The sequence below is a fragment of the Saccharopolyspora sp. MMCC62 genome, assembly GCF_057736575.1.
The window spans coordinates 698,273-715,043 of record NZ_JBYKCM010000002.1; the positions used below are offsets into that span (position 1 = coordinate 698,273).

The following is a 16,771-nucleotide window of genomic DNA, read 5'->3' on the forward strand; positions in this document are numbered from 1 at the left end:
GTGTCTTGTCAGCGGCGGAGCCGCTGAGCAGCGACCACCTCAGTCAATGGACCACTGAGGCCGCTACCCGACTCACCGAGCAATTCAGCCACCAATGGAGAACGTGATGGACCTGCCCACCTTCTGGTTCGCCCTGATCGCCGTGCTGTGGCTGGGCTACCTGTTCCTGGAGGGCTTCGACTTCGGCGTCGGGATGCTGCTGCCCGTCCTCGGCCGCGACGAGCGCGAACGCCGGGTGCTGATCAACACGATCGGGCCGGTGTGGGACGGCAACGAGGTGTGGCTGATCGTCGCGGGCGGGGCCACCTTCGCGGCCTTCCCCGGCTGGTACGCCTCGCTGTTCAGCACCGCCTACCTGCCGCTGCTGCTCCTGCTGCTGGTGCTCATCGGGCGCGGCGTCGCCTTCGAGTACCGCGGCAAGGTCGACACCGCGCGGTGGCGGCGCACCTGGGACACCGTGATCGTGCTCGCCTCCTGGATCGCGCCGATGATGATCGGGCTGGTGCTGTCGGCGAGCGTGTTCGGCCTGCCGCTGGACGCCAACGGTGATCGCGTCGGCGGGCCGCTGGTGCTGCTGACACTGCCGACCGTGGTGGGGGCGCTGGCGGTGTGGGGCTTCTCGTTCCTGCACGGCGCCGTGTTCCTGTCGCTCAAGACCGCCGGCGAGGTGCGGGAGCGGGCGCGCAAGTTCGCGCTGCGGCTCGGGCCGGTGCTGCTGCTGCCGGTGATCGCGCTGCTGCTCATCGCGCAGCTCACCCAGGGCGAGGCGTGGACGTGGGTGCCGCTGGGCATCGCGCTGGCCGCGGCGCTCGCCGCGCTCGCCCGGATGATCTCCTGGCGGGAGGGGCAGGCGTTCGCGCTGCAGGGCATCGCGCTCGCCGGGGTCGTCGTCACCCTGTTCGGGGCGCTGTGGCCGAACGTCATCCCCTCCACGCTCGACCCGGCGTTCTCGCTGTCCATCGCCGAGACCGCCTCCAGCCCCTACACGCTCACCGTGATCACCTGGGTGGCCGCATTCGGCACCCCGGCCGTGCTGATCTACCAGGGCTGGACGTACTGGGTGTTCCGCAAGCGCATCGGCGCCCACCACATCCCGCCGGTGCACGCGCCGTGAGCGGGCCGCTCGGCGCCCTGCCCCGGCTGTCCCGGTCGGCGCGGTGGGCGCTGCTCGCCGCCGGAGCCCTCGCCGCCGGTCACGCCGCCGCGCTGATCGTGCAGGCCTGGGCACTGGCGAGCGCGCTCGCCGAGGTCGTCACCGCCGGGGTGGGCGCGGCCGCCGTCACCGACCGGCTCGGCGTGCTTTCCGCGGCGATCGTGGCGCGTGCGGCGCTCGGCTGGGCCACCGAATCCGTCTCCGCCCGCGCCGCCGCCGGGGCCAAGGAGGAACTGCGGGAGCAGCTGCTCGACTCGGCGCTGCGCCGCGGACCCGAGTGGATCCGCGGCCGCGGGCCGGTGGAGCTGACCGCGCTCGCCACCAAGGGGCTCGACGCGCTCGACGCCTTCTTCACCAAGTACCTGCCCGCGCTGGTCACCGCCGCGGTGGTGCCGCTGCTCGCGGGCGCCTGGATCCTGTGGTCCGACCCGGTGTCGGCGGTCGTCGTGCTCGTCACCGTGCCGCTGATCCCGCTGTTCGCGTGGCTCGTCGGCCGCTACACCGAGCAGCGCACCGAACGCGCCGCCGACGACACCCGGCGGCTGTCCGCGCAGCTGCACGAACTGGTGCGGGCGCTGCCGGTGCTCGCGGCGTTCCGCCGGGCGGGCGCGCAGCGCGCCGTGGTCCGCCGGGTCGGCGACCGGCACCGGCGCAGCACCGTCGCCACGCTGCGCATCGCGTTCCTGTCCGCGCTGGTGCTGGAGCTGTGCTCCTCGCTGTCGGTGGCGCTGGTCGCCGTCGGCATCGGGCTGCGGCTGGTGTCCGGGGAGCTGGACCTGGCGACCGGGCTGATGGTGCTGGTGCTCGTGCCCGAGTGCTACCTGCCGCTGCGCGCCGCCGGGGCAGCGCACCACGCCAGCGAGGACGGCGTGGAAGCGGTGCGGCGCGCCGACGAGATCATCACCGGTGCTGCGCCCGCCGCCGCGGGCTCGACCGTCGAACTCGGCGCCGGCCCGCTGCGGGTGCGGGACCTCGCCGTCGCCCGCCGCGGCGGGCACGCGCCCGACGGGCTCTCCTTCACCGCGATGCCCGGCGAAGTGCTGCGGCTCGACGGGTTCGACGGGATCGGACCCAGCGGCAGCGGCAAGTCCACCACCTTCGGCGTGCTGCTCGGCTTCACCCGGCCGGAACGCGGCAGCCTCAGCTACGCGGGCACCGACCTGGGCGACCTCGATCCGGCCACCTGGCGCAGGCACCTCGCCTGGGTGCCGCAGCGGCCCGCGTTCACCGGCGGCACCGTCGCCGACGAGCTCGCGCTCGCGGTCGCCGACCAGCCCGCGGGCACCCTCGACGCGCTCGACGAGGCGCTCGCCGACGCCGCCGCCGCGCACCTGCGGGACCGGCCCGTCGACGGGCTCTCCACCGGGGAGCGGCAGCGGGTCGCCGTCGCCCGCGCCCTGCTGCGGCTGCGCGGCACCGCCCGGGTGCTGCTGCTGGACGAACCCACCGCGCACCTCGACCCCGCCACCGCGCACCAGGTGGAGCGGGCGATCGAGCGCGCCGCCGACCGCGGCGCCACCGTCGTGCTCGCCAGCCACCGGCCCGGCGCCGAGACCGCCGAACCCGAACCCGCGCCCGCCGCCGACGGACCCGCGGGCACCGTGCCCGGGCTGCCCGCCGCTCGCGGCGGCCTCCGCGAGCTGATCACCCCGCGCACCCTCGCCGGGGTCGGGCTGGCCGCGCTGTCGCTGCTGTCCGGGCTGGCGCTCGCCGCGACCTCCGCGTGGCTGATCGCCCGCGCCTCGCAGCAGCCGCCGATCCTCACCCTGTCCGTCGCCGTCGTCGGCGTGCGCACCTTCGCGCTGTCCAGGGCCGCCGTGCGCTACGCGGAACGGCTCGTCACGCACGACGCCGCGTTCCGCACCGCCGGAGCGCTGCGGGAACGGCTCTGGGACGCGCTGGTGCGGCTCGGCCCGGCCTGCACCGCCGGGCTGCGGCGCGGCGACGGCGTCGCGCGGCTGGTCGACGACGTCGACACCGTGCGCGACCTGGTGCCGCGGGTCGTGCTGCCGCCGCTGACCGCTGTGCTCGTCGCGCTCGCCGCCGTCGTGCTGCAGGCGCTGGTGCTGCCGTCCGCCGGCGCGCTGCTGGCGGTGTCGCTGCTGGTCGCGGGAGCCGGTGGGGTCGCGGCCGCGCTCGCCGCGGAACGCCGCGCCAGCACCGCCGTCGCCGACGGGCGCAGGCACGTCGCCGACCGGGTGCTCGCACTGCTCGACGGCGCCGCCGAACTGCTCGCCTTCGGCGCGCACGCCGCGCGTCGCGCCGAACTCGCCGCCGCCGACGCCCGGCTCGCCGCCCGCGCCCGCCGCGCCGCGTTCGGCGCCGGGGCCGCCACCGCCGTGGGCACCCTCGCCGTCGGTGTCGCCGTGCTCGGCGGGGCGTGGCTCGGCGCCGACGCCGTCGCCGCCGGGCGGCTCGCCCCGGAACTCGCCCCGCTGCTCGCGCTGGTGCCGCTCGCCGCCGCCGAAGCCGTCGCGCTGCTGCCGCCCGCCGCGCAGCAGTGGCGGAACCTGCGGGCCGCGCAGGGACGGCTCGCGCCGCTGCTGGCGGCGGGGGCCGCCGGGCCGGAGGGCCTCGCCGGATCCGGCCGGGTCGGCGGGTCCGGCGAGGTCGCCGAATCCGGTGGCGCCGTCGGATCCGGCCGGGTCGGCGCACCGGACGTGGCTCCCGGCTCCGGTGCCGTCCTCGAACGCCATGCCGCACCTGAACCCGGCGACGCACTCGTACCCGGCGACGCACCGGAACCCGGCGCTGTACTGGAACCCGGCGCTGTACCGGGTGCCGCACCCGCACCCGGCGGTGCACCCGTGGGCGCCGCCCGCACCACCGACGGCCGCATCGAGCTCCGCGGCGTCGACGTGCGCTGGCCCGGCGCCGCCGAACCCGCGCTGCGCGGCGTCGACCTCACCGTCCCGCCCGGCGCGCACGTCGCCGTCCTCGGCCCCTCCGGCAGCGGCAAGTCCACGCTGCTCGCCCTGCTGCTCGGCTTCCTGCCCGCCGAACGCGGGACCGCGCGGCTGCCGGAGCGCGCCGCCTGGTGCCCGCAGGAGCCGAACCTGGTGTCCACCACCGTCCGGGAGAACCTGCGGATGTCCGCGCCGCACGCCGACGACGCACGGCTCGGCGCGGCGCTGCGGCTCGCCGGGCTCCCCGGCTGGGCGGACCGGCTCGGCGAGCACGTCGGCTCCGGCGGCACCGCGCTCTCCGGCGGCGAAGCGCAGCGCCTCGCGCTGGCCCGCGCGCTGCTCGGCGACGGCCCGCTGCTGCTCGACGAACCCACCGCGCACCTCGACGTGCCCACTGCGACGGCGCTGCTGCACCGGCTGCGGACCGAGACCGGCCGCACCGTGCTGCACGTGACGCACCGGCCCGTCGAAGCCGACACCGCCGACCTCGTGCTGCGGGTGCACGACGGCACCCTCACCGCGCTGCGCACCCCGGCGACCGCCGGATGAGCGCGGACCCGCGCACCGCCGATCATCGGACAGGTCACACCGGCCACCTGCTGCGCAGGTCAGGAGCGGAACGGAGGGCTAGCCTCGTGGACGCCATGGACCCCGCACTCGCCCGGCGCATGCTGGCCGCCTCCACCGAGATCACCAAGGCCGCCCTGTCCGCCGAAGACCCGGACGTGGTGCTGCCGATGGTGGTGCGCCGGGCCGCCGCGCTCGCCGAAGCCGACCTCGGGCTCGTCATGGTCCGCGCCGACGACGGCAGGCTCACCGTCGAAGCCGCCTACCCCGCCGAACCCGCGTCCTCCGGCGATCCGGTCGGGGCCGTGCTCTCCGCCCGCTCCGCCGCCGCCCGCGTCGCCCGCAGCGGCGTGCCGATCGTCGTCGACGACCTGATCGACGACCCGCTGACCGCCCCTTACGTGCCGTCCTCGCTGCGGATCTACGGGCCGTTCGCCGTCGCCCCGTTCGGCACCCGCGAGCGCAGGCTCGGCGCGCTCGCCGTCTACCGGCGCCGCGGCGCCACCACGTTCACCCGCGTCGCGGTCGAAGTGCTCACCGGCTTCGCGGCGCAGGCCGGGCTCGCCCTGGTCCTCGCCGAAGGCTCCACCGCCCGCGAACGCATCGCCGTCTACCAGGAGCGGGAGCGCATCGCCCGCGACCTGCACGACGTCATCGTGCAGCGGCTCTACGCCGCCGGGATGCAGCTGGAAGTGCTGGACCGCAGGCTCGCCGGGCGCCTCGACCCGGCCGACTCCGAGCGCCTCACCGACACGATGGACCAGCTCGACCAGACCATCGCCGAAGTCCGCGCCACCGTGCGCACGCTGCGCTCCGCCGACCCGGAGACGCCCGCGCACGCCCCCGACCTGGCCGACTCGATCCGCTCCGAAGTGCAGATCGCCGGTGAACTGCTCGGCAGGCCGCCGAAGCTGGAGATGACCGGCGACCTCGGCGAAGTGCCCGTCGCGCTCGCCGACCACCTGCGGGCCGCGCTCCGCGAAGCCCTGTCCAACGTCGTCCGGCACTCCGGAGCGCGCGTCGTGCTGGTGCGGGTGCGCTGCTCGGACCGGGCCATGCGGCTGCAGGTCGTGGACGACGGGTGCGGGATACCGCGGGACGTCACCAAGCGCGGGCTGCGGCACCTGGAGGAGCGCGCGGCGGCCTCCGGCGGGCGCTGCGTCATCCACTCGTCGCCGGACAGCGGGACCACGATCACCTGGGAAGTCCCGCTCTGACCGGTAGTCCAGCCCGCAGCGAGCCGGCCCCGGCACCCCGAGCGGAACCCGACCCCAGCCCCACGCACCACCCCGACGAATCAACCGAGGTGAGTGGCCCACCAGCACCACGTGCTCGGTCGGGCGGCCCGCTCACCTGATCGCTCAACCGGGGTGAGTGGCCCACTGGCCCATCGGGCTCGGGCGGGTGGGGCGCTCACCTGATGGGTCGGTCGGGGTGGGTGGCCCGTTGGCCCATCGGGCTCGGGCGGGTGGGGCGCGCGTTGTGCGGGGCGTCAGCCCTGGCGGCGGGCCACCCAGGCCGCGGCCTGGGTGCGGCGTTCCATGCCGAGCTTCGCGAGGACCGCGGTGACGTAGTTCTTCACCGTCTTCTCCGCCAGGAACAGCCGCTCCGCGATCTGCCGGTTGGTGAGGCCCTCGCCGATCAGGTCCAGCACCCGCCGTTCCTGCTCGGTCAGCGCGTCCAGCTCGTCGGCGGGCTGTTCCGCGCCGCGCCGCATCCGTTCCAGCACCCGCGCGGTCGTCACCGGGTCCAGCAGCGAGCGGCCCGCGGCGACCTCGCGCACCGCGTTCACCAGGTCCCGTCCGCGCACCTGCTTGAGCAGGTAGCCGGCGGCGCCCGCGTTGATCGCCCCGATCAGCGCCTGCTCGTCGTCGAAGGCGGTGAGCACCAGGCACTGCGGCGGCGTCGGCAGCGCGCGCAGCTTGCGGCACAGGTCCAAGCCGTCCCCGTCGGGCAGCCGCATGTCGACGACCGCGACGTCGGGTTCGGCGGCCTGCGCGCGGACGACGGCCTCGCCGACCCCGCCCGCTTCGGCGACCACGTCCAGGTCCGACTCGGTGCTCAGCAGGTCTCGGAGGCCGCGGCGGACCACCTCGTGGTCGTCGACGAGCAGCACGCGTACCGGCACGTCTTCACGCTACGACCGCATCACCCGGTCGTGCAGGTAAGGGTCCCCTGACCCGCGGGGTCAGCGCCGGGCCTTGCGCTTCGCCTTGCGGGCCATCTTCTTCGCGGCCTTCGCGTTGACCTGGGTCTGCTCGGCCACCCGGGAGGCGCCGTGCTTGGCGCGGTAGGCGACCGACGGCTTGCCCTCGGTGTCCACGGCGGCGATGAGCAGGCCACCGATCAGGCCGATGTTCTTCAGGAAGTTGATCTGCTGGCCGGCGCGCTCCTGCGGGTCGTCGATCTCCCAGAAGGCGTGCGCGGCGAGCGTCGTCGGCACCGTGCTGCCCACGAGCAGCAGCGCGGCGAACCGCGGTGCCTTGCCGAGCGCCAGCAGCACTCCGGCGCCGAGCTTCACCGCGCCGTCCAGCCGGACCAGCGTCACCGCGTCGGTCGGCACCTGTTCCGGCAGCGAGTCCTCGACCTTGCCGACCGTCTTGTCCAGGAACGGCGCCGCGGCCTTGGCGTGGCCTCCGGTGTCCCGCAGGGCGTTGATGCCGCCGCTGATGAAGATCGCGGCGAGCAGCGGGCGGGCCAGGCGGCGGATCAGCATGGGTACCTCCTAGGTGGACGCGGCCTCGACGGTACCGCGCCGCGCGGGCGCCGCCCCGCCGTGGAATTGATCTTGCGGCCGGAGTCCGCGGAAAAAGGTTCGCTGCGCCGGGAACAATCCGCAAAGTTGAGCCGTTGGCACTCATGTAACCGCAGTGACCGGGTGTCCGGGTCGGCCCGAAGCCGAGCCGGTGGAGTCCCGGAGTCGACGAAGGAGTGATGAGTGATGGCTCTTGCCGTTCGTGGCTGGGACCAGTTCGCCGGCCTGGACCGGGAGTTCGACGCCCTGATCCGTGGCGCGTTCCACGGGCGCGGCGGCGCGGAGCAGCGGTACGCCCCGGCGGCCGACGTGCTGCGCGAGGGCTCCGACCTGGTGTTCCGGCTGGACCTGCCCGGGGTGGACGTCGAGGACGTGACCGTCGAGGTCGCCGACGGCGCCCTCAAGATCAGCGGCAGCCGCAGCGCCCGCACCGAGGCGCCGGCCGAGGACGCGGACGGGTCCGCGCCGCACCGGGTGCTCGTCCGCGAGCTGCGCGGTGGCGAGTTCAGCCGCGGCTTCCGGCTGCCGAAGGGCGTGACCGGTGAGCAGGTCGAGGCCGACTACGACCGCGGCGTGCTCGAAGTCCGGGTGCGCGGCGCTCTGGAGCAGGCGGCCCCCACCAAGATCGCGGTCCGGAACCGCGCCGCTGACGAGCAGTGATCGCCCCGTCCGCTCCGAGCTCTCGTCGGGGCGGGTGGCGGAACCTCAGCGGCTTCCTCGCTGCGGGATCGATTTCACCGGTGGCTCCGCCACAGGAGAAATCGCTGTCCTCGCGAGGGAGCCGCTGAGAACCCGCTGCGGTGCCGGTGTCTCAGGTGGTCGTTGGCTCAGCGGCTTCGCCGCTGACGGAAGGCCGACACGACCCGCCGGGCAGGTTCAGCGACGGGCAGTCAGCGGGATTCTCCTCGTGGAACCGTCGTCGGGTGGTCTCACCGCAGGCGACGACGCCGTCCGCGGCGGAATCCTGCTGAGTGCGCGCCGCGGTGCGAGTGCGCCCGGGCGGTCGCTGCTCGGGTGCGGCGGGCAGGGGTCGCGCTCGTGCCGGGGCGGTTCAGCTGTGGTCGGCGCGGGCGAAGGTCTCGTCCCAGGCCGCGGCGACCTGGTGCGCGCACCGCTGCGGGTCGACTCCGCCGACACCGGTGCCCAGGCCGGGCAGCGCGATCGTGCGGACCACGTCGCGCACCCGCATCCCGTTCTCCAGCATCCCGCCGGTCCACAGCCGCAGCACCGCCCGCGCGGCCAGGTAGGGGTGCACGGTGTCGATCGGCAGAACTTCACCCGGTTGGCGCATCGTCGGGGAGCTGACGAGCCAGGCGGGGGAGGGCGAACCGGTGGGCACCAGCAGTGCTTCGCCGACGGGCAGTTCACCGCCGTGGTAGGCGAGCACCGCGCTGCGCACGGACTCCTCCACGTTCGGGAAGGCCCGGGCGTACAGGGCGTCGACCCCGCCGCGCATCCAGCCGTACGAGTTCGCCGGGCTCACCACCGCGTCCACCCGCAGGTCCAGCACGGAACCCTGGTGGACGTCGAGGTTGTCGCGGTCGGCGGCGACGGCGCGCCACGCTGCCGTCAGCGGCTCGTCCAAGGCGCAGAGGACGAGCCGCAGCTCCGGCTCCGCTCGGTCCGATGAGCGCTCCGAGTCCGCGGTCACACCGACAGCATCGCAGGAACGGGCGACTGAATGTAATTGGGTAGGTCACACCTCCGGGGAAAGTTGATCACCGGTCCGGGTCCGAGTGGGACGTTCCGTCCGGCCCGTAGGCTGGTGCCCGTGCCGCACATCGCCTACCTGGGGCCGCCCGGAACCTTCACCGAACAGGCGACCAGGATCCTCACCGAAGGCTTCGACGCCGAGCTGCTGCCCTACGAGTCCGTGCCGCAGGCGCTCGCCGCGCTCCGCGCGGGCGACGTCCTCGCCGCCGGCGTCCCGGTGGAGAACTCGGTGGAGGGCTCGGTGCCCGCCACGCTGGACGCGCTGGCCGGCGGCGACCCGCTGATCGCGGTCAGCGAAGCGACGGTCACCGTCCAGTTCGACGTGCTCGTGCGCGCGGGGACCACCGCCGACCAGGTGCGCACCGTCGCCAGCCACCCGCACGCGATCGCCCAGGTCCGCGGCTGGCTCGCGGCGAACCTGCCGGGCGCCGACGTGCGGATGGCGTCGTCCACCGCGGCCGCCGTCGAGCAGGTCGCGGCGGGGGAGCTGGACGCGGCGGTCGCCTCGCCGCTGGCGATCGAGCTGTTCGACGGGCTGCAGCGCCTCGCCCGCGGGGTCGCCGACAACACCGACGCCGTCACCCGCTTCCTGCTGCTGCGCAGGCCCGGACCGCTGCCCGAACCGACCGGCGCGGACCGCACCTCGGTCGCCGCGGTGATCGCGCACGAGCCGGGGACGCTCACCGAGATGCTGCTGGAGCTGTCGCTGCGCGGCATCAACCTGAGCCGCATCGAGTCCCGCCCGATCAAGGACCGGATCGGCGAGTACCGGTTCTTCCTGGACCTCGACGGGCACGTCGCGGACGCCCGCGTCGGGGACGCGCTCAGCGGCCTGCACCGCCGGTGCAGCGAGGTGCGGTTCCTCGGCTCCTACCCGAAGGCCGACCACTCGCCGGCCAGCGTGCCCACCCCGGTGTCGGAGCAGGCGTTCCAGGCGTCCGCCCGCTGGCTGGCCCGGCTGCGCGAAGGAGGGACCGCATGACCCCGCTGCTGCGTCCGCCCGCCGACGGGCTCCGGCTGGTGCTGGTGCGCCACGGGCAGACCCCGTCGAACGTCGCGGGCCTGCTGGACACGCTGCCGCCCGGTCCCGGGCTCACCGAGCAGGGCAGGCGGCAGGCCGCGGACCTGGCGGACCGGCTCGGCACCGAGAAGGTGCTGTCGGTGCACGCCAGCCGCGCGCTGCGCGCCCAGGAGACCGCGCGGCCCACCGCGGACCGGCACGGGCTGGACGTGCGGATCCTCGACGGCACCCACGAGATCTTCGTCGGCGAGCTCGAAGGCCGCGGCGACCTCGAAGCCCGGGAGCTGTTCGACGAGGTCTACGACGGCTGGCACCACGGCGCGGACCGGTCGATGCCCGGCGGGGAGACCGGCACCCAGGCGCTCGCCCGCTTCTTCGCCTCCGCCCAGCCGGTCCTCGACGAGGTCACCACCGGCTCGGTGGTGCTGGTCAGCCACGGCGCGATGGTGCGCCTGGTGGCGTCCCGGCTGGCGCCCGAGGTGGGGCCGCGCCGCACCAGCGCCGCCTACCTGCCGAACACCGGGATCATCGTCCTGGAGGCTGATTCGGCGTCGCCGACGGGCTGGTGCTGCGCCCGGTGGGACGACCTGCCGGACTGACCTCAGCCCCAGCCGAGCGAGTGCAGGGTGTCCTCGTCGACGCCGAAGTGGTGCGCGATCTCGTGGACCACGGTGATCGCCACCTCGTCGACGACCTCGTCCTCCGAGTCGCACATCTCCAGCAGCGGTTCCCGGTAGATCGAGATCCGGTCCGGCAGCACACCGGCGTAGGTGCTGTCCCGTTCGGTGAGCGCGACCCCGAAGTACAGCCCGAGCAGCGACGGGTCTTCCTCGTTGTGGTCCTCGACGAGCACCACCACGTTGTTCATCGCGGCGGCGAACTGCTCGGGCACCAGGTCGAGCGCATCGGCGACGAGCTCCTCGAACCGGGCCCGGGTCATCTCCACCGGCACCGGTTCAGCGCTCCCCGGCGGCGGGGACGCCGGGCTGGATCGGGGCGGTGTTCTGCGGCGCCGGTTCCTCGCCGACCTGCACGTCGCCCTTGACGCTGCCGGTGATCGGGGCGAGGCCGCTGCCGTCCGGCAGCTGTGCGCTGACCTTGCAGTTGACCTGCCGCGACCCGGCGTTCCAGCTCTCCTCGGAGAGCGTGTCCCAGTAGGGGACGAGCTTCTTGTCCTGCACCGCGGTCGGGCTGCCCGCGTATTCGGCGGTGAGCTCGCCGCAGCGGGTGGCGAGGAACCCGTCCTGGTCGGCTTCGGCCGGGTAGTCGGCGGGGAACTGCTCGCCGAGGTCGACGGCGCCGGTGATCTCCACCGAGTGCGGCTGCGCGCAGTCCACCGGGTCCCACACCTCGGTGCCGTTGATGCCGAGGCAGCGGCCTGCCTCGTAGGTGTTGGACTGGTCCTGGTCGGCGACCTTGCCCTGGCTGGCGAACAGCTCCCCGGACGGTCCGGGCTGCTGCAGGCCGCAGTGCAGCATGCGGTCCCCGGAGCCCCAGCCCTTCTCGCTGGGCGTGAACGCGCCGACGGAGAACCGGCCGTCCGGGTCGAGCCTGCCGCGCAGGTACTGCTCCGAGACGGTGGTGCACCGCTCCTGCTTGAGCTGCTGCCACTGCTCGGCGGACGGGTAGGGCGCGGTGCCCGCGAAATCGGCCTTGAGATCAGCCTTGCCGGTGACCTCGAACAGGTGGCGTTCGCGGCACTTGACCGGCCGGATGTCCGCCGCGTCCGCTTCCGTCCAGTGCAGGCAGCTGCCCGCCGCGGCCTCGAATACCGGCGGGGTGGCGGGGGCGGCGCCTTCCCGGCCGGGTCCGCCGATGCCGGATCCGCCCTGGCCGGGTGTGTTCAGCAGCGCGCTGATCAGCAGCACGAGCGCCCCACCGATGGCGGCGGCGATCATCACCAGCCGGGTGTTGGGCTTCTTCCGGCGGTGCTTCTGGGGATCGCTGCGCTCGGCCATCGATCACATCATGCCTGGCGGCCCGGACCCGTGCCCAAACGCGCACGCATCGAGTTGAAACCGTTTCGTGTCCCGGTGCGTCCTACCGAGGCGTACCCGGCGCGGGTGCGCGATGGGTAGTGTTGCCGCTGGGAGTGGGCGATGACGGAAGATGGCAGACCATTGGCAGACCAGGACGGGCCGGACCGCAGAGACCAGCCGCCCATGGGCGGGGCTGACGATGTGACGCGGCCGAACGAGGTGCAGCAACCGGGTGAGCAGGGGACCCCCGGCCGGATGCGCTTCCAGGACGAGACGACGACGCCGCGGGAACCGACGCTCGCCGAGAAGCGGGCCCGGATCGCGGCGGAGAAGCGCCAGGAGGAGCAGGCGCAGGCCGCGCTCGCCGAGCAGGAGCGCAAGACGCAGACCAGGCGGCGCGTGATGGTCGGCGGCGGGGTCACCGTCGGCGTGGTCGCGCTGGTCGCCGCGTTCTACTCGGCATCGGCGTACAGCCAGGAGCAGACCGCGGTCCAGGAGTACTGCGCCACGGGTCAGGGCCAGACGACGGTCCAGGACCCGAACATGTGCGACGAGAACTACGTGCAGAGCCACGGCGGGTACCACAGCGGCGGCATGTTCTTCATGCCGATCTTCCTGCCCGGTGGCGCCCCCAGCGGGAACTACAACTCCTACCGGTACGGCTACACCTCGCCCGGCACCGCGGCCCCGCCGGTGGGCCAGCCCGTGTCGAGCCCCAACTTCACCAAGCCCGCCGACGCGAACATCAAGAACACCAAGGGGCAGACGGTGCAGCGCGGCGGTTTCGGAATCAGCAACAAGAGCGGCAGCAGCGGGAGCTGAACGAGTGCGGCGGAGGACAACCGGGCGCAGGCCGGACTGGCAGCGCAAGGTCGAGGAACTGGGTCTCGTGTTCGGCACCCCGGCGCGGGCGGCCGACGGCTCGCAGCGCCCGTACTGGGACGAGAGCGTGCACTACGAGTTCAGCTTGGACGAGGTGCTCTCCCTGGAGGCGGACGTCGAGCTGCTCCAGTCGATGTGCCTGGACGCGGTGGACCACGTGGTCACCACCGAGCGGTACCGGGACTTCGGCATCCCCGAGTGGGTGTGGCCGCACATCGCCGAGTCGTGGAAGCGGCACGATCCGCACCTCTACGGCCGGTTCGACCTGCGCTACGACGGCTCCGGCCCGGCGAAGCTGCTGGAGTACAACGCGGACACGCCGACCTCGCTGCTGGAGGCGGCGGTCGTGCAGTGGAACTGGCTGACCGAGTGCCACGAGGGCGACGACCAGTGGAACTCGATCCACGAGAAGCTGGTCGAGCGCTGGGGCGAGATCTCCGACCAGCTCGCCACCCGCGAGGTCCACTTCACCTGGTCCGGCTCCGACACCAGCGGCGAGGACAACATCACCTCCGCCTACCTGCAGGAGACCGCGGCCGAGGCGGGCATGGACACCGTCGGCCTGGTGATCGAGGAGATCGGCTGGGAACCGCTGCTGGAGCGCTTCGTCGACCTCGAAGAGGCGCCGATGAACTCCGTCGTCAAGATCTACCCCTGGGAGTGGATGGTCGACGACGACTTCGGCAAGCACGCGGTGCACACGCTGCCCGCCACCCAGTGGATCGAACCGCTGTGGAAGATGCTGCTGTCCAACAAGGCGCTGCTGGCGGTGCTGTGGGAGATGTACCCCGGGCACCCGAACCTGCTGCCGACGTTCCTCGACCAGCCCGGCATGCTCACCGAGTACGTGCGCAAGCCGCGGCTCGGCCGGGAGGGCAACAACATCACCGTGGTCGCGCCCGGCTGGGAGACCGAGACCGGCGGCTTCTACGGCGAAGAAGGTTACGTCTACCAGGCGTTCGACCCGCTGCCCGAGTTCGACGGGATGCGGCCGGCGCTGGGCGCCTGGGTCGTCGGCGACTCCGCCGCGGGCCTCGGCATCCGGGAGACCGCGGGCCTGATCACCGACGACGGCGCCGCGTTCGTCCCGCACCGCATCCCCGGTTCCTGACCCCGGTGCCCCGCGCGGAGGGCACCCCGGATACCGACTAGGCTGACCTGCTGTGATCGACCTCAAGACGCTTCGCGAAGATCCGGAGGCCGTGCGCGCCTCGCAGCGCGCCCGAGGTGAGGACGCGTCCCTCGTGGACGCGCTGCTCTCCGCCGACGAGCGTCGCCGGTCCGCGGTGTCCCGCGCCGACACGCTGCGCGCCGAGCAGAAGCAGCTCGGCAAGCAGGTCGGCAAGGCCAAGGGCGAGGAGCGGGACGAGCTGCTGGCCCGCGCCAAGGACCTCTCCAACCAGGTCAAGCAGGCCGAGGCCGAGCAGACCGAGGCCGACGCCGAGCTGCTCAGCACCCAGAAGAAGGTCTCGAACATCGTCGAGCCCGAGACCCCGCCCGGCGGCGAAGACGACTTCGTGGTGCTCAAGCACGTCGGCACCCCGCGCGAGTTCGACTTCGAGGTGCGGGACCACCTGGACCTCGGCCTGGGGCTGCGCGCGTTCGACATGGAGCGCGGCGCGAAGGTCGCGGGCGCCCGGTTCTACTTCCTCACCGGTATCGGTGCCCAGCTGGAGCTGGCGCTGCTGAACATGGCCGCCGCCCAGGCCACCGCCGCCGGGTTCACCCTGGTCGTGCCGCCGGTGCTGGTCCGGCCGGAGATCATGGAGGGGACCGGGTTCCTCGGCTCCCACTCCACCGAGGTGTACCGGCTCGAAGAGGACGACGCGTACCTGGTCGGCACCTCCGAGGTGCCGCTGGCCGGCTACCACTCGGGCGAGATCCTCGACCTCGCCTCCGGGCCGCTGCGCTACGCGGGCTGGTCCACCTGCTTCCGCCGCGAAGCGGGCTCCTACGGCAAGGACACCCGCGGCATCATCCGTGTGCACCAGTTCAACAAGCTGGAGATGTTCGTCTACTGCCGCGAGGAGGACTCCCGCGCCGAGCACGAACGGTTGCTCGCGTGGGAGGAGGAGATGCTCGCCAAGATCGAGGTGCCGTACCGGGTGATCGACACCGCGGCGGGCGACCTCGGGGCGAGCGCGGCCCGCAAGTTCGACTGCGAGGCGTGGGTCCCGTCCCAGCAGGCCTACCGCGAGCTGACCTCCACCTCGAACTGCACCACGTTCCAGGCGCGCAGGCTCAACACCCGCTACCGGGAGGCCGAGGGCCCGAACGCCATCGCCTCCACGCTCAACGGCACGCTCGCCACCACCCGGTGGATCGTGGCGATCCTGGAGAACCACCAGCAGCCGGACGGTTCCGTGCTGGTGCCGGAGGCGCTGCGGCCGTTCCTCGGCGGCCGGGAAGTGCTCGAACCGGTCGCCTGATCACGCCGACGCGGTGATCTCCCGGAGGAGCCCCTTCTCCAGCGTGATGCGCACCAGGGCGGCGGAGAAGCGGGCGCAGTCGTCCGCGGGCACCAGCTCCGCCAGCCGGTGCGCGTCCGCGGGCAGGCCCGCCTTCTCGGCGCCGGAGAGCGCCTTCTGGTCGAAGTGCGGGCGCAGCTCCGGCCACACCGCCTGCGCTTCGCGGCAGAAGATGTGCGCGCCGACCGGGCCCAGGCTCGGCACCTCGCGCAGCAGCCGCTGCACCTCGGCCGGATCGCCGTCCGCCGCGGCGCGCATCCGGCGCAGGTCGCCGCGGTAGCGGTCCAGGACCAGTTCGGCGCCCCGGCCGAGCGCGGTCGCCGTGCTCTCGTCGTAGCGGACGTAGTGGCCGCGGCCCAGCGCGTCCACCCGTTGCTGCCAGGTCGCGTCCCGCATCCGCTCGGTGGTGGGGAATTCGCCGAGCTCGCGGGCCGCGGACACCGCGATCTCGGCCTTGATCCGGGTGGACAGCAGCACCGACAGCACCAGCAGCCGGTACAGCGGGGACGGCTTGTCGGCGAGCGCGATGCCCGCCTGCTCGGCGTAGGTGGTGCCCGCTTCGCGCACCAGCGCGCGGGCGGTGGACCGTTCGGACATCTCGGCACCTCCTCGGGCCCGGCCTACCCGGGCGTGCTCGCGGCCACACCGGCACGCGGGGCCCGATGCCGGGATGCGCGGTGGACCAGCGCTTATGGTGGTGGGCGTGGCGGATCCATCAGCTGAACGACAGAACGCGCCCGGCGACGGCGCGGACGGCCGCGGACTGGCGGGCATCGGCGAGCGGGTCCGCCGGTTGCGCACCGAACGCGGGCTGTCCGGGACCGGACTGGCCGAGGCGGCGAAGCTCACCGAGGAACGGCTCACGGCCGTCGAGGACGAGCAGGTGACGCCGACGTTGCCGGAGCTCACGGCGGTCGCCGGCGCGCTGGACGTGGCGCTCGCCGAGCTGTTCACCGACGCCGTGCCCGGCCCGGCCGCGGTCGTGCTGCGCGGTGACGAGGTGCCCACCGTCGAATCCGGTGATCTCGCGGTGCAGGTGCTCACCCCCCGCTCGGTGCTGCCGGGGATGTACGCGGCGCGCTACCGGCTGGACCCGACGAGCGTCGGGGTGCGGCCGGTGCAGCACGAGGGGCACGACTGGTTGTACGTGCTCAGCGGCGAGCTGCGCATCGAGTTCGAGCACGACTCGGTGACGTTGCGGCCCGGGGACAGCGCGAGCTTCGGCGCGACCGTGGCACACCGGTTGGTGGTGCCCGGCGGCGAACCCGCCGAGTTCCTGGCCGTGGGCGCCACCCTGCTCACCACCGACCCGCCCGCGTAGGGGATC

Annotated in this window: 16 protein-coding genes; 10 read left to right on the forward strand and 6 right to left on the reverse strand. The window is 73.8% G+C overall.

Going from position 1 to position 16,771, the window contains the following annotated elements; genetic code table 11:
• Window positions 1-106: 106 nt before the first annotated feature.
• The 3 genes from cydB to AC29IT_RS07440 all read left to right on the forward strand — a co-directional run bounded on the left by cydB (window position 107) and on the right by AC29IT_RS07440 (window position 5,843).
• The gene (cydB, locus tag AC29IT_RS07430) at window positions 107-1,114 is read left to right on the forward strand and encodes a cytochrome d ubiquinol oxidase subunit II (protein WP_488218223.1); all 1,008 of its coding nucleotides are present in this window, start codon (window positions 107-109) and stop codon (window positions 1,112-1,114) included.
• Window positions 1,111-4,608, forward strand: coding sequence for a thiol reductant ABC exporter subunit CydD (cydD, locus tag AC29IT_RS07435; protein ID WP_488218224.1), 3,498 nt, complete (start codon window positions 1,111-1,113; stop codon window positions 4,606-4,608). Before cydB ends, cydD begins: the two co-directional genes overlap by 4 nt.
• Window positions 4,609-4,703: 95 nt before the next feature.
• Complete coding sequence (locus AC29IT_RS07440) at window positions 4,704-5,843, forward strand: GAF domain-containing sensor histidine kinase (RefSeq protein WP_488218225.1); 1,140 nt, start codon at window positions 4,704-4,706, stop codon at window positions 5,841-5,843.
• Between the two features lie 275 nt (window positions 5,844-6,118).
• On the opposite strand, the gene AC29IT_RS07445 is transcribed toward AC29IT_RS07440, so the two are convergent.
• Window positions 6,119-6,754, reverse strand: coding sequence for a response regulator (locus tag AC29IT_RS07445; protein ID WP_488218226.1), 636 nt, complete (start codon window positions 6,752-6,754; stop codon window positions 6,119-6,121).
• Window positions 6,755-6,814: 60 nt separating this feature from the next.
• The gene (locus AC29IT_RS07450; protein ID WP_488218227.1) at window positions 6,815-7,342 is read right to left on the reverse strand and encodes a DoxX family protein; all 528 of its coding nucleotides are present in this window, start codon (window positions 7,340-7,342) and stop codon (window positions 6,815-6,817) included.
• Window positions 7,343-7,567: 225 nt separating this feature from the next.
• On the opposite strand from AC29IT_RS07450, the gene AC29IT_RS07455 reads away from it, so the two are divergent.
• On the forward strand, window positions 7,568-8,041 hold the full coding sequence (locus AC29IT_RS07455; RefSeq protein ID WP_358443723.1) for an Hsp20/alpha crystallin family protein: 474 nt from the start codon (window positions 7,568-7,570) through the stop codon (window positions 8,039-8,041).
• A gap of 391 nt (window positions 8,042-8,432) precedes the next feature.
• Here the strand turns inward: AC29IT_RS07455 and AC29IT_RS07460 are convergent, their stop codons facing one another.
• Window positions 8,433-9,032, reverse strand: coding sequence for a macro domain-containing protein (locus AC29IT_RS07460; protein WP_358443726.1), 600 nt, complete (start codon window positions 9,030-9,032; stop codon window positions 8,433-8,435).
• A 120-nt stretch (window positions 9,033-9,152) separates the two neighbouring features.
• Between AC29IT_RS07460 and pheA the strand changes: the two genes are divergently transcribed.
• Both pheA and AC29IT_RS07470 read left to right on the forward strand, forming a co-directional pair.
• Window positions 9,153-10,076 (forward strand): prephenate dehydratase, encoded by a 924-nt coding sequence (pheA, locus tag AC29IT_RS07465; protein WP_488218228.1) that lies wholly within the window; start codon window positions 9,153-9,155, stop codon window positions 10,074-10,076.
• Window positions 10,073-10,714, forward strand: a complete 642-nt coding sequence (locus AC29IT_RS07470; protein ID WP_488218229.1) for a histidine phosphatase family protein — start codon at window positions 10,073-10,075, stop codon at window positions 10,712-10,714. Before pheA ends, AC29IT_RS07470 begins: the two co-directional genes overlap by 4 nt.
• A 2-nt stretch (window positions 10,715-10,716) precedes the next feature.
• On the opposite strand, the gene AC29IT_RS07475 is transcribed toward AC29IT_RS07470, so the two are convergent.
• Entirely contained in the window at window positions 10,717-11,067 is a 351-nt protein-coding gene (locus AC29IT_RS07475; RefSeq protein WP_488218230.1) for a metallopeptidase family protein, read from the reverse strand.
• Window positions 11,068-11,071: 4 nt separating this feature from the next.
• Entirely contained in the window at window positions 11,072-12,073 is a 1,002-nt protein-coding gene (locus AC29IT_RS07480; protein ID WP_488218231.1) for a septum formation family protein, read from the reverse strand.
• 204 nt (window positions 12,074-12,277) lie between these two features.
• Between AC29IT_RS07480 and AC29IT_RS07485 the strand changes: the two genes are divergently transcribed.
• Genes AC29IT_RS07485 through serS form a run of 3 tightly spaced genes read left to right on the forward strand, consistent with a single transcriptional unit; the run spans window position 12,278 to window position 15,405 of the window.
• Window positions 12,278-12,916, forward strand: coding sequence for a hypothetical protein (locus AC29IT_RS07485; protein WP_488218232.1), 639 nt, complete (start codon window positions 12,278-12,280; stop codon window positions 12,914-12,916).
• A 4-nt stretch (window positions 12,917-12,920) separates the two neighbouring features.
• Window positions 12,921-14,087, forward strand: a complete 1,167-nt coding sequence (locus AC29IT_RS07490) for a glutathionylspermidine synthase family protein (RefSeq protein WP_488218233.1) — start codon at window positions 12,921-12,923, stop codon at window positions 14,085-14,087.
• Window positions 14,088-14,139: 52 nt separating this feature from the next.
• Window positions 14,140-15,405, forward strand: a complete 1,266-nt coding sequence (serS, locus tag AC29IT_RS07495; RefSeq protein ID WP_358443745.1) for a serine--tRNA ligase — start codon at window positions 14,140-14,142, stop codon at window positions 15,403-15,405.
• On the opposite strand, the gene AC29IT_RS07500 is transcribed toward serS, so the two are convergent.
• Complete coding sequence (locus AC29IT_RS07500) at window positions 15,406-16,041, reverse strand: endonuclease (protein WP_488218234.1); 636 nt, start codon at window positions 16,039-16,041, stop codon at window positions 15,406-15,408.
• A gap of 106 nt (window positions 16,042-16,147) precedes the next feature.
• Here AC29IT_RS07500 and AC29IT_RS07505 point away from each other — a divergent pair, with 106 nt between their 5' ends.
• Complete coding sequence (locus AC29IT_RS07505) at window positions 16,148-16,765, forward strand: helix-turn-helix domain-containing protein (RefSeq protein ID WP_488218235.1); 618 nt, start codon at window positions 16,148-16,150, stop codon at window positions 16,763-16,765.
• The last annotated feature ends 6 nt before the right edge of the window (window positions 16,766-16,771 follow it).